Source organism: Acidimicrobiales bacterium, from assembly GCA_036491125.1.
Lineage (GTDB): Bacteria > Actinomycetota > Acidimicrobiia > Acidimicrobiales > AC-9 > AC-9.
The window spans coordinates 1-12568 of the sequence record DASXCO010000156.1 but is presented as its reverse complement, the minus strand read 5'-3'; the positions used below and the strand labels follow the sequence as shown (position 1 = coordinate 12568).

General features: G+C 70.2%; 9 protein-coding genes. 4 read left to right on the top strand and 5 right to left on the bottom strand.

The window, feature by feature from the left end:
- Positions 1-220 precede the first annotated feature (220 nt).
- From VGF64_12080 to VGF64_12070, 3 genes are all read left to right on the top strand, one after another.
- The gene (locus tag VGF64_12080) at positions 221-1648 is read left to right on the top strand and encodes a trypsin-like peptidase domain-containing protein (protein ID HEY1635489.1); all 1428 of its coding nucleotides are present in this window, start codon (positions 221-223) and stop codon (positions 1646-1648) included.
- Positions 1649-1721: 73 nt separating this feature from the next.
- Positions 1722-2465, top strand: a complete 744-nt coding sequence (locus VGF64_12075; protein HEY1635488.1) for an alpha/beta fold hydrolase — start codon at positions 1722-1724, stop codon at positions 2463-2465.
- A 54-nt stretch (positions 2466-2519) separates the two neighbouring features.
- Positions 2520-4568 carry a hypothetical protein gene (locus tag VGF64_12070; protein HEY1635487.1) on the top strand — a complete coding sequence of 683 codons (2049 nt, stop codon included), beginning with the start codon at positions 2520-2522 and terminating at the stop codon, positions 4566-4568.
- Positions 4569-4576: 8 nt separating this feature from the next.
- Here the strand turns inward: VGF64_12070 and VGF64_12065 are convergent, their stop codons facing one another.
- On the bottom strand, positions 4577-6166 hold the full coding sequence (locus VGF64_12065; protein ID HEY1635486.1) for an MFS transporter: 1590 nt from the start codon (positions 6164-6166) through the stop codon (positions 4577-4579).
- An 83-nt stretch (positions 6167-6249) separates the two neighbouring features.
- On the opposite strand from VGF64_12065, the gene VGF64_12060 reads away from it, so the two are divergent.
- Positions 6250-6885: a TetR family transcriptional regulator gene (locus tag VGF64_12060; GenBank protein ID HEY1635485.1), complete on the top strand. Its 636-nt coding sequence runs from the start codon at positions 6250-6252 to the stop codon at positions 6883-6885.
- A gap of 83 nt (positions 6886-6968) precedes the next feature.
- Here VGF64_12060 and VGF64_12055 read toward each other — a convergent pair whose 3' ends face one another.
- The 4 genes from VGF64_12055 to VGF64_12040 all read right to left on the bottom strand — a co-directional run bounded on the left by VGF64_12055 (position 6969) and on the right by VGF64_12040 (position 12243).
- The gene (locus tag VGF64_12055) at positions 6969-9539 is read right to left on the bottom strand and encodes an FtsX-like permease family protein (GenBank protein ID HEY1635484.1); all 2571 of its coding nucleotides are present in this window, start codon (positions 9537-9539) and stop codon (positions 6969-6971) included.
- Positions 9540-9544: 5 nt separating this feature from the next.
- The gene (locus tag VGF64_12050) at positions 9545-10294 is read right to left on the bottom strand and encodes an ABC transporter ATP-binding protein (GenBank protein ID HEY1635483.1); all 750 of its coding nucleotides are present in this window, start codon (positions 10292-10294) and stop codon (positions 9545-9547) included.
- Between the two features lie 111 nt (positions 10295-10405).
- Positions 10406-11071, bottom strand: coding sequence for a response regulator transcription factor (locus tag VGF64_12045; GenBank protein HEY1635482.1), 666 nt, complete (start codon positions 11069-11071; stop codon positions 10406-10408).
- Positions 11068-12243, bottom strand: a complete 1176-nt coding sequence (locus VGF64_12040; GenBank protein HEY1635481.1) for a sensor histidine kinase — start codon at positions 12241-12243, stop codon at positions 11068-11070. The genes VGF64_12045 and VGF64_12040 overlap by 4 nt, the downstream gene beginning before the upstream one ends.
- Positions 12244-12568: the final 325 nt, after the last annotated feature.

Below are 12568 nucleotides of genomic sequence, written 5' to 3'. Positions count from 1 at the left end.
GACCCAACCAGCAGCCGAACTGGTGGTGACCGATTACCGAAGGTTCGGAAACCGGACCCGAGACCCGAACCGGGTCGATATCGGACGCGGCTCGCGGTTTCTTGGAGGGGCCCCAGGGACTTCCCAGGTCGCTCCCAGGGTAAGCCGCGACACTCGCAAGGAATACCACCGCGCCCCGGTGCTGCTGAAGGAAGCAGCCGAACATGGGAGTCTCGTAGGGATGGCAGAAGAGAGGCCCGAGGGACCACCGACGTCTGAGATGCCCCCCTGGCACGAGCCCACCCGCTCGGTGCCGACCTGGGGGACTCAGTCGCCGTACGGCGATCCTGGTGCGTCCGGCGGCTCCGGCAGCTACGGCGGTGGTGGCGGCTACGGCGGTGGCTGGGACCACGGCTCGCCGTATGGGGCGTGGGGCCCTCCCCCTCCTCGGCGCCCGCCCGGGCCTCATCGGGTCTGGCTGGCGGTGCTGGCCGCGATGGCTGCCGCCATCGTGCTCGTGGGCGGCGTCGGGAGCGCCATCGCCTTCGCCATCCGCGGTCTGAACAGCATCTCGAGCTCGAACCCGGTCACCGCCTCTCCGCAGTCCTCGTCCCCCCCGTCGGCCGGTGTTGCCAACGGCCTGAACGCGTCGGCGATCGCGTCACGGGTGGATCCGGGGGTCGTGGACGTCACCTCCAATCTCGTCGGCCAGGGCGGCGGCGCGGCGGGGACCGGCATGGTCCTGACGCCCTCCGGAGAGGTGCTCACCAACAACCACGTGATCGAGGACGCGTCGAGCGTCACCGTCAAGCTCGACGGACGGGGCCGCAACCTCCCAGCCAAGGTGCTGGGCACGGACGCGACGGACGATGTCGCCCTGCTGCAGATCCAGGGCGTGTCGGGGCTGGCGACGGTGACCCCTGGTGACTCCTCCAAGGTGGCGGTCGGCCAGCCGGTGCTCGCCATCGGCAACGCGCTCGACCTCCAGGGAGCGCCGACCGTGACCCAGGGCACGGTGTCGGCCCTCGGCCGGACGATCACCGCCAGCGGCGGGAACGGCGGCTCGGAGACTCTGAACGGCCTGATCCAGACGGACGCGCCGATCAGCCCCGGCAACTCCGGAGGCCCCCTCGTCGACGGGTCCGGGCACGTCATCGGCATCACCACGGCGGCCGCCACCGGTGGCTCCCAGGAGTCGACGAACTCCTCGTCGAACGTCGGCTTCGCCATCCCCATCAACAGCGCCCTGTCGATCGTCAAGCAGATCGAGGGTGGGCACGGCGGGGGCAACGTGCAGGTCGGCGGCCGGCCGTTCCTGGGCGTCGAGGTCAGCGACGCCGGTGGTCAGTCCGGCTCGAACGGCGACCCCTTTGGTGGCGGCTTCGGCGGCGGCGGCTTCGGCGGCTCCGGCGGGTCCGGCAACCAGGCGCCCGTCAGCTCGGGGGCCCTCATCCAAGGTGTCGAGTCCGGCAGCCCGGCCCAGTCCGCGGGGCTGGCGGCTGGTGACGTCATCGTGTCCTTCGGGGGGCAGACCGTCGACTCCGCCAAGTCCCTGAGCTCCGCCATCAGCCCGCACCACGTCGGCGAGACGGTGAACGTCGGTTGGGTGGACCAGTCCGGCCAGCACCACACGACGGGCGTGCAACTGACCACCGGACCGCCTGCCTGACCGCCGCGACCAGCGTGGCGGCGAAGCCGTCACGACATAATGGGCGCTCCGCACGAACAAGGAGCTGGCGCTCATGCCCACGGTCCTGGTCCACGGCGTACCGGAGACATCGGCAGTATGGGACCCGTTGCGCGCCCACCTCGATCGTGATGACGTCGTCGCCCTGCAACTGCCGGGGTTCGGCTGCGAGCGCCCGCGGGGCTTCGGCGCCACCAAGGAGGAGTACGTCTCCTGGCTCGTCGCCGAGCTCGAGCGGCTGCGGGCAGACGGGCAGATCGATCTGGTCGGCCACGACTGGGGCGGCGGGTTCGTGGTGCGGCTGGTCAGCATCCGTCCCGATCTGGTGCGCTCCTGGGTGACCGACGCATCCGGGCTCGGTGATCCCGGGTTCGAGTGGCACGAGCTCGCCAAGGTCTGGCAGACCTCCGATGCGGGTGAGGCGTTCTGGGAGCAGCAGCTGGCCGTCCCTCCCGAGCAGGGAGCGAGCACCTTGGCGTCGTTCGGCGTCCCCGCCGACCAGGCCCTGCTCATGGCCGGTTGGCCCGACGCGACCATGACCGACTGCATCCTGGCCCTCTACCGCTCCGCGGTGGACGTGGGCCGCGAGTGGGCCGCTGACTTCCAGAACATTCCGGCGCTCGGACTGGCGCTGCTGCCCTCTGACGACCCGTTCCTGTCGGTCTCCAGCGCCCGCGCCGGCGCCGGCCGGGCGGGGGCCAAGGTTGCCGAGCTCGCCGGCCTCGGACACTGGTGGATGCTGCAGGACCCGGCGCGGGGAGCCGACGTGCTCCAGGACTTCTGGACCTCGGTGAGCTGACGTACGCGTCTGCCCGGTTGCGGTTGTTTTCTGCCGGGTACGACTTGCCGCGACATGCAGGTGACTGACGTCCAGAGCGCCGACCCGCCGGACCGCATGCCCAGCGAGCTTCCGCTCGCCGAGGCCCGCCCGAGCCCGTGGCGCCTCGTCCTGCTCAGCTTCCTCATGCTCTTCACCGAGCTGGCCCTGATCCGCTGGACGGCCGCCAACAACGTCTACCTGGCCTACATCACCAACTTCGCGCTGCTGGCCAGCTTCCTCGGCATCGGCGTCGGCTTTCTGCTCGGGAGCTCCCGGCGGGACGTGTCACGCTGGGCGCCGCTCGCGCTGGCAGCCCTGGTCGCCTTCGTGCTCGTGTTCCCGGTCAAGGCCTACGGCCTGGCTGGCTCCCATCAGCTCCAGGGTCGCGGCGGCGCTGACGCCCTGCCGGAATGGTTGAGCCTGTCGATCATCTTCCTGCTGGTCACCACCGTGATGGCGGGCCTGGGCCAGGCCGTCGCCCGCACGTTCTCCCGCTTCGCTCCCCTGGAGGCCTACCGCCTGGACATCGTGGGCAGCATCGGAGGGATCGCGATCTTCTCCCTGCTCTCGTTCCTGCGCCTTTCTCCGGTGGTCTGGGGCGTGGTCGTCGGGATCGGGATGATCCTGCTGCTGTGGGGCCGCCTGCGGTGGTGGTACGTGGCGGCGGCGCTCGCCGTGATCGCGCTGTTGGCCGTCGAGTCCACCTCGGCCTTCGACCAGTGGTCTCCCTACTACAAGGTCACCGCCTTCGAGCCCCAGGGCACACACGGTGTGCTCGTGGTGTCGGCCAACAACATTCCGCACCAGACCGTCTACCCCGTCGACACCCTGCGCAAGATCCTGCCCTTCTACTTCTTCCCTTACCGGCACGTCGCGCCGGGCGCCCTCGACAACGTGCTGGTGATCGGGGCCGGTACCGGGAACGATGTGGCCGTGGCCCTTTCGGAAGGGGCCAAGCACGTCGACGCCGTCGAGATCGACCCGGCCATCGCCCAGTTGGGCCGGGAGCACAACGCCGACAATCCCTACCTGAGCCCTCGGGTCAGCGTGCACATCAATGACGGCCGCGCCTACCTGGAGCAGACGACCAAGCACTACGGGCTGATCCTGTTCGCCCTCCCCGACTCGCTCACGGTCATCGGTGGCCAGTCGAATCTCGGGCTGGAGAACTACCTCCTCACCCAGCAGGCCGTCGAGGCGGCGCGGTCCCATCTGGCTCCCAACGGCACCTTCTCGATGTACAACTACTACCAGCCGTTCCTTCTGGACCGCTACGCCAACACCCTCGCCGAGGTGTACCCGAACGCTCCCTGCGTGGAGGTCGGGGCGCCGCTCGGCGGGCGCCAGCAGGCGGTGCTCACCGAAGACCTCAACGGGGCTGCGCCCAACTGCACCACACCCTGGCGGGGCGCCCGCCTCACTCCCGCCTCTGACGATCACCCGTTCCCGTACCTGAAGACGCCCTCCATCCCAGCCCCGTACCTGTGGACGATCGGGCTGATCCTTGCGGCCTCCCTCCTCCTCGTCCGGGTCGCGGCCGGACCGCTCCGTCCCATGGCTCGCTATCTCGATCTGTTCTGGATGGGTGCAGCCTTCCTCCTGCTGGAGACGAAGAACGTGGTGCAGTTCGCCCTGCTGTTCGGTACGACCTGGTTCGTGAACTCGCTGGTGTTCGCAGGCGTGCTGCTCAGCGTCTTCGCCGCGGTCGAGGTCGCACGCCGGGTCACGTTGCCGAGGACGAACTTGCTCTACGGGGGTTTGCTCGTCGCCCTTGTGGTCGCCTGGGCCGTTCCCCAGGAATCGCTGCTGAGCCTGTCTCCTGCCTTGCGCTTCGTGGCCGCGGCGGCGATCGCCTTCGCCCCCGTGTTTCTGGCCAACCTGGTGTTCGCACAGCGCTTCAGGGAGTCGGCGTCGTCGACCATGGCGTTTGGCGCCAACCTGCTGGGCGCCATTGTCGGAGGGATCCTCGAGTACCTGGCCTTCGTGACGGGCTACCGGTTCCTGCTGGTGCTCGTGGCCGTCCTGTACGGACTGGCCTTCGTCTTCGGTCGACGCCTGGGGATGGCCAGGGCCGACGCCTGAGGGCCCCTCTACTCGACGCGTACCTCAGTGCTCGCGGAGGTCAGCTCGAGCTCCGGCAGCACGCGACCTTCAGTTGCCTCGTCCGCAGCTTCGCCGGCGAGTCCCGGTCCGTCCGGGGACAGGTCCTCCCGGCGGACCCGGACGAGGAAACCAGCCACCACGGCTGCACCCAGGAGCAGCACGGCACCCACGACGAAGCCCCACGTCCACGAGCTCGTGGTGGCGGAGGCCACCGACGCCGCGGTGGGATGGATGGGCCGCACGGCGTCGAAGCGGGCGGTCGCCACGGCGGTCAGCACGGCCAGCCCGAGTGACCCGCCGATCTGCTGGCTGGCGTTGAGCAGAGCCGAGGCGACGCCGGCGTCCTCCCTCGGGACCCCTGCCACCGCGGACGACGTCATGCTCACGAAGGCCGCCCCCATGCCGGCGCCGATGAGCAGGATGGAAGGCAGGACGACGTCGAGGTAGCCGGTGGTGGGCGAGACCCGCACCAGCAGGGCCAGCCCGGTGGCGGCCATCAGGAAGCCGGTGACGAGGATCGGACGGGCTCCCACCCGGGTGAGGATCCGCGAGCCAATGCCCGCGCTGGCGATGATGACGGCCGAGATTGGCAGGAACCCGAGTCCCGTCTTCAGCGCCGAGTAGTGCAGGACGTCCTGCATGTAGAGCGTCAGGAAGAAGAACATGCCGAACAGCCCGGCCCCGGCGAGGAGCATGCCCAGGTCGGCTCCGACAAGGGTCCGGCTCCGGAACAGTCGCGGCGGCACCAGCGGATGGCGGCGCCGGAGCTGGAGCACTACGAACGTGGCCAGCAGGACCACCGCGAGCGCGAAGACACTGAAGGTGGTGGGGGATCCCCAACCCCACACGTTGGCCCGCACCAGGGCGAACACGAGCGTGCCGAGTCCGGCCGTCGCGGTGACGGCCCCGGCGACGTCGAAGCCACCGGCTACGGGATCGCGGCTCTCGCCCATCAACCGGTAGGTCGCCAGGGCAGCGAAGACGCCGATCGGGATATTGACGAAGAACACCCACCGCCACGACAGTCCGCTGGTGAGCACCCCGCCGAGCAGGAGCCCGATGGCGGCGCCGGTACCGGCGATGGCAGCCCACACTCCGAGGGCCCGGTTGCGCTCCTCGCCTTCGGTGAAGATCACGGTGATCAGGCTCAGCGCGGCGGGCGCCATGAACGCGCCTCCCAGGCCCTGGACAGCCCGTGAGGCGATGAGCAGGCTCGAAGAGTTGGCCAGGCCGCCCGCCAGGCTCCCGATCACGAAGAGGGTGACGCCCCCGACGAAGACGAGACGCCGGCCGTAGCGGTCGGCGACCCGCCCGCCGAGCAGGAGGAAGCCGCCGAAGGCCAGGATGTAGGCGTTGACGACCCACTGGAGGCTGGCGGCCGACGAGAAGTGAAGGGCCCGCTGGATGGACGGCAGGGCCACGTTCACGATCGTCGTGTCGAGCACCACCATGAGCTGGGCGAGGGCCAGCACGGCGAGCGCCGCCCACTTGTACCTGGTCAGGCTCGAAGGCGCTCGGCCCACCTCGGCAGTCGTCATTGCCATACCGGCGTTCTCCTCGGCTCGGGGCGCGTTCACCCAGGGACGATAAGTTCAACGGACGTTGATTCAACGACTGTAGAATGATCCGCACAGCTTGTCAACGTCTGTAGAATGAAACTGTGGAGACGGCGAGCGAATTCCCAGTACCTAGAGGAGAGCGCCGCCAGCAGACCCAGGAGCGCATCCTCTGCGCCGCCCGCGAGCTGTTCTCCGAGGCCGGTTACGACCGGACGACCATCCGTGGGGTGGCGGCCGAGGCCCAAGTCGATCCGGCGCTGGTCATGCACTACTTCGGATCGAAGGAGGAGCTCTTCGGCGCCGCGATCCGTGTCGACCTCGAAGACGTGGTCGTCGGGCCGGAGGAGGAGCTGGCCGATCGCCTGCTCGCCCAGCTCGGACACAAGCTGGAGGGAGAGCCGGAGGCGCAGCTGGCGCTGCTGCGCTCGATGTTGACCCACCCCCAGGCCGCCGATGGCGTCCGTCGGGCCCTGTCCCGTGAGTGCGGTCAGGTCGTGGGCACCGCCATCGGAGGAGCAGAAGGTGCCCTGCGCGCCGGACTCGTGTCGGCGACGATGATCGGCGTGATCGTGGGTCGCTACCTCCTCCAACTCGATGGACTGAAGGATGCCGATCCGGAGGAGATCACCGATCTCCTCCGTCCGTGCTTCCACTCCCTCGTGGACGAGGAGGCAGACGCCAAGCGGTCCGTCCGGCGGGCGCCGAAGGCCCGCGCCAAGCAACGCCGCACTGTTTGAGCCCGACGCCGCTTCGCGTTGCGCAGCGGCCGAGACTGGCGTGCGGCGAGCATGGCGATCGCCTGTCCGGGCATGGGCATCTGCTACTCCGTGGCGATGGCGGCGAGCATGGGCAGACGGGCCGCACGGCGGGCGGGGCGGAGGGCTGCGACGATCCCGGCCAGTCCTCCGACGAGGAGGATGACGAGGAGCTGCGCGGGCGGGGCCGTGAAGGTGGCGATGCCCTGGGCGATGTTCATGGCGTCAGCCAGTGCCCAGCCGAGGAACACGCCGAGCCCCAGCCCGCCGACCGTGCCGAAGAGGGCGATGATCGCCGATTCCCAGCGCAGGGTCGCCCGCAGCTGCTGTCTGGTCTCACCCAGGACCCGGAGCAGGCCGAGCTCGCGTGTTCGCTCGAAGATGGACAGCGAGAGCGTGTTGGCGATCCCGAACAGGGCGATCACGATGGCGAGGGCCAGCATCACGTAGACGATGCCGAGCACGGTGTTGATGGCTCCTCCCGCCGAGGTCACGAAGGCCTGGCGATCCTGCACGGTCGGGCTGCCATACGACGTGGCCACCTGACGCAGCGCCGTCTCCCCGGCGGCGGTGCTGACCCCTGGCCGCAGCTTGACGAGGATGGCCGAGTCGACCGTCTGGACTGCGTGGGATGACCACGCTGCCTGAGGGAGCACGTAGTCTCCGGCCAGGTCGCGGCTCTGGTAAATGGCGCCCACCGCGAGTGAGCTGTTGGTGCCGTCGGGGAAGGTGACCGACAGCGGTGTGCCGAGTCGCCAGTGCTTGTTGTCGGCCTCGCGCTGGGACACCGCCAGCTGGTTGGCGCCGAGGCCGGAGACCGAGCCGCCGACTGTGTGAAGGTCGAGCACCGTGCCGATCTGGCTCGGGTCGACGACGCTGAGGTTCTGGCTGTGGCCGGCGATCAGGGCGTCGTCGCCCCGGCCGCTGCCTGTTCCCAGTCCCGTCGCCACCTGCACCTGCGGCAGCTGGGCGGCGGCGGCGGCGAGCTGGGGGGAGAGCCCGCCGCCGCCTCCGCCTCCGCCGCCGAACCCGCCCGGGGTGATGGCGAGGTCACCCTGGAACGATCCGGCGACACCGTTGTTCATCGACGTCTTCAGCGACGCCGCCAAGACCGTGAACAGGGTGACCACCGCCACGCCGACCATGAGGGCGGTCGCCGCAGCCGACGTGCGCCGGGGATTGCGCATGGCGTTGCCCCGAGCGAGAACCCCGGGTAGCCCGCGCACCCGGGCTGCGGGCCAGCCGATCGCCGCGCTCGCCGGCCGGGCCACGACCGGGCCGAGCACGACCATGCCGACAAGGACGGCCACCGCCCCCAGGCCGACGGGGGCCAGGACGCCGTTCCCCGAGCCGGTCAGCCCGACGAGGATGACCGCGATCCCGACGGCGGCCAGAGCCAGGCCCGCGACCCGGCGTCTCGAGGTCGGCGCCACCTGCGTGGTGGTCTCCCGGAGCGCAGCGAGTGGTGGGGTGCGGGATGCTCGCACGGCCGGAGAGAGGCCGGCGGCCACGGTGACCAGGACGCCGACGACGAGGGCGGTGATGACGCTGCCGGCGGTGACGGTCAGGCCTCCCGCGGGAAGCGCGAACCCGAAGCTGTCGAACAGTCCCTTCAGCAGGCCCGCGATGGCCAGCCCGCCGAGCACCCCCAGCGCTGAGGCCACGGTGCCGACGATCAGCGCCTCGACGACCACCGAGGCCAGGATCTGGCGGCGCGAGGCGCCGATGGCCCTGAGCAACGCCGCTTCCCGGGTGCGCTGGGCGGTGAGGATCGAGAAGGTGTTCGAGATGCTGAACGTGGCGACCAGCAGGGCGATGCCCGCGAACACCAGCAGGAAGATCCGCAGGGTGTCGAGGAACGAGCTGTTGATGTTGTCGATGTTGTCCTGAGTGAGCTGGGCCCCGGTGATCGCCTCGACGCCCGCCGGCAGCGCGGCCTGGATCCGGTTGACCACGGTGTCCTGGCTCACGCCGGGGGCGGCCTTGACCGAGATGCTGGTCACCTGGCCCGGCCGGCCGCTGATGTACCGCTCGGCCCCGGCAAGACTGAAGGCGGTGTAGGTCGCCGGCCCGAAGCCGTCGGCCGTCCCGAACGTGGCGATGCCGACGATCCGCACGGTCACGGGCTGGGGAGTCTCCACGGTCGTGGTCTGACCGAGGGCCAGCTTGCCGGTCTTGGCCGCTCCTTGGTTGATCACGACCTCGTTGTCGGACTGGGGTGCCCGCCCCGACACCAGCCGGTAGGGGTTGAGCGCGGGGTCGGGGACCCAGTTGGCGGCGATCCTGGGCGGACCGATGCCGCCGATGGCCTTGCCGTCGGCGCCGATCAGCTGGCCGTCACCCGTGATCGAGGGCTGGGCGTCGGCCACGCCATCGACGGCGCCGACCTGCGGCACGAGCGACGCGGGGATGAGCGTGCGCGGCGCCCGCGGTCCGGAACCCAGGGCAGTGGTGCTGCGGACGACAGCGTCGGTGCCGGCGTTGGCGTTGGCGAACAGGGTGTTGAAGTTGGCCCCGAGCGTGTCGCTCAGCGCCAGGGCGCCGGCCAGGAAGGACACGCCCAGGAACACGGCGATGAGCGTCCCCACCAGCCGCCGCTTGCGGGCCCACAGCCCCTTGAAGGTCACGGTGATCATGGCGGTCAGGCCCCGAGGGTCTTGAGATGGTCGAAGATCGCTTCCGCGCTGGGCTCTGCCATCTCGTCGACGATGTGGCCGTCGGCGAGGAACACCACCGTGTCGGCCTGTGCCGCGGCGGACGGGTCGTGAGTCACCATCACGACCGTCTGACCGAGCTGGCGGACGGCCCGGTGGAGGAAGCCGAGCAGCTCCGCGCCGGACCGGGAGTCAAGGTTGCCGGTCGGCTCGTCGGCGAAGATGATGTCCGGACGCATGGCCAGCGCCCTGGCCACCGCCACGCGTTGCTGCTCGCCGCCCGACAGCTCGGCCGGTCGATGCTCGAGGCGGTCGTGCAGACCCACCGCGTCGATGACCGAGCTCACCCACTCCTCGTCCGGCCGCCTTCCGGCTAAGAGCGCGGGAAGGGCGATGTTCTCCGCCGCGCTCAGGGTCGGGATGAGGTTGAACGACTGGAAGACGAAGCCGAGACGCTGCCGGCGCAGGAGGGTGAGCTCCCGGTCGGGAAGCGATCCGAGCTCGATGTCGCCGATGTACACCTGGCCCGAGGTCAGGTCGTCGAGACCGGCGAGGCAGTGCATGAGCGTGGACTTCCCCGAGCCCGAGGGGCCCATGATGGCGGTGAAGCGGCCGTCGGCCAGCTCGATGCTGACGGCATCGAGAGCCTGCACCGCAGCGTCTCCGGCGCCGTAGATCTTGGTGGCAGCCACCGCCCGAGCGGCGACCGCGGTGGTCGTGGTGATCGACGAGGTCATGCGGTCATGGTGGCGAGAGTGGGCGGCCATGTCGTCCTACGCGGAGACATTTCGGACTACTGCGATTGCAGCAGGCTCCTCGCCGTGCGGTGCCCCGATTGGAGTACGGGGCTACTCCAGCCAGCCGGGACGCACGAGGCCCGACTCGTAGGCGAACACGACCAGCTGGGCCCGGTCACGGGCGTTGAGCTTGACCATGGCCCGACTCACGTGGGTCTTTGCCGTCGCCGGGCTGACGAGGAGACGCCCGGCGATCTGATCGTTGGACAACCCGGCGGCGACGAGGCGTGTCACCTCGCGCTCACGGTCGGTCAGGGCGTCGAGGCCCGGTGGGGGCTTGGGCCGCTTGGCCCGCGTGGCGAACTCGGCGATGAGACGCCGGGTCGCGCCCGGAGACAGGAGGGCGTCTCCGGCGGCCGCCACTCGCACCGCTCGTAGCAACTCGACCGGCTCGGTGTCCTTCACCAGGAAGCCGCTGGCCCCCGACGAGATCGCCTCGAAGACGTACTCGTCGAGGTCGAAGGTCGTGAGGATGACGATGTGCACAGCGGACAGCGCCTGGTCGGCGGCGATCGTCTTCGTCGCCGTCAGGCCGTCGACGCCGGGCATGCGGATGTCCATGAGCACGACGTCCGGTCGGAGGCTTCTGGCCAGGCGCAGCGCCTCCTCGCCGTCGCCTGCCTCGCCGACCACCTCGATGGCGTCGTCGGCGTCGAGCAGTGCCGCGAACCCCGCCCGCACGAGGGCCTGGTCGTCGGCCAGGAGGGCCCGGATCACGGGGCCTTGTCGACCGGCAGCCAGGCCCGGACCCGAAAGCCCCCGCCGGTACGGGGTCCGGTCTGCACGGTGCCCCCCAGAGCGGCGGCCCGCTCGCGCATGCCGAGGATGCCGTTGCCGGAACTTCGCGCGCCGTTCGCAGGTCCGCCCATGCCGTCGTCGTCGATCTGCACGACCAGGTCTCGTTCCCCGTAGGAGATGCGCACGGTGGCGCGGGCCGGGCCTGCGTGCCTCGTCACGTTGGTGAGCGATTCCTGCACGATCCGGTACGCGGCCAGGTCGACGGCCGGAGGAAGACCGTTGGCGGCGCCTTCCATCTCGACGTGCACGGGAAGGCCCGCTGCGGTGGCCCGGCTCACCACCTCGTCGAGGCGCCCGAGGCCCGGCGCGGGAGATCGGGGCGCCGCCTCGTCCACCTGGCGGAGCACTCCCAGGACCGAGCGGAGCTCGACGAGCGTCTCCTTGCTGGCGTCCTTGATGGCCGACAGCGCGGTGCGCGCCCGCTCGGGTTGTTGATCCATCAGGTGCAGGGCGGAGCCGGCCTGCACGTTGATGAGCGAGATGTTGTGGGCCACGACGTCGTGGAGCTCGCGGGCGATGCGCAGACGTTCCTCGCTCGTACGCCGTCGCGCTTCCTCCTCGAGCGTGCGCGCTCGGGCCGTCGCCCGCTCCCGCCTGAACCTGAGCATCTCGCCGGCGCCGGCCAGCACCAGAAGCCATGCGGCCAGCCCGGCGGCTCCGGGGAGGGTGGTCCGCTGGGTGCCGAAGATCGCACCGAGCCACAGGAACAACACGAACCCGGCGGCGGCCGAGGACCATGCCAGCCGACGCCTGCCGGCCACGAGCGCGGTGATGAAGGCGACGACCAGGGCGGCGAAGATCGGCCCCCGGGGGTAGTCGAGAACCCAGTAGGCCAGCGTGGTACCGAACGTGATGCCGAGCACGGTGCCCGGATAGCGGCGACGGGCGACGAGGGCCACGGTCCCCACCGTCAGCAAGCCGATCGCGAGGCCATTCAAGCCGCGTGCACTGGTGTGGTGGAAACGGGTGGCCATGTACGTGCCGAGGACCTGGACCAGGCCGACGGCGAGCACGATGCCCACGTTGACCAGCCACCCGGGCCAGCGCTGCGAGAGAACCCTCGCGGGTGCGGTGTCGGACGCAGCCGTCACACAGGAACGGTACCCACAAGGCCGCCGGCGGTCATCGCACGCGGGGCGATCGCCGCGTACCACGGGGGGAGTAGCTCCCAGGCCCCGTCTACGCCCGTGGGCTCGCGCCGAGTGGGCGAATCTGCCCCATGGTGCCCGCCCGGCACCGGCCTGATGCTCCGTCAGGATGCCGGTTAGGATGCCCAGCCGAGGCGACAGTACGAGCGACGAGAGGGAGTCAGGGTGCGGGTCTACGACCGACTGTTCATTGATGGCGACTGGGTGAAGTCGACAGGGAGCGAGACCATCGAGGTCATCTCCCCCGGCACCGAGGAGCCGATCGGCT

What these genes read in the sequence shown, in the direction of transcription:
- VGF64_12080 (HEY1635489.1), top strand. Translation starts at nt 221, where the DNA reads ATGGCAGAAGAGAGGCCCGAGGGACCACCGACGTCTGAGATGCCCCCC.
- VGF64_12070 (HEY1635487.1), top strand. Translation starts at nt 2,520, where the DNA reads ATGCAGGTGACTGACGTCCAGAGCGCCGACCCGCCGGACCGCATGCCC.
- VGF64_12055 (HEY1635484.1), bottom strand. Translation starts at nt 9,539, where the DNA reads ATGATCACCGTGACCTTCAAGGGGCTGTGGGCCCGCAAGCGGCGGCTG.
- VGF64_12075 (HEY1635488.1), top strand. Translation starts at nt 1,722, where the DNA reads ATGCCCACGGTCCTGGTCCACGGCGTACCGGAGACATCGGCAGTATGG.
- VGF64_12050 (HEY1635483.1), bottom strand. Translation starts at nt 10,294, where the DNA reads ATGACCTCGTCGATCACCACGACCACCGCGGTCGCCGCTCGGGCGGTG.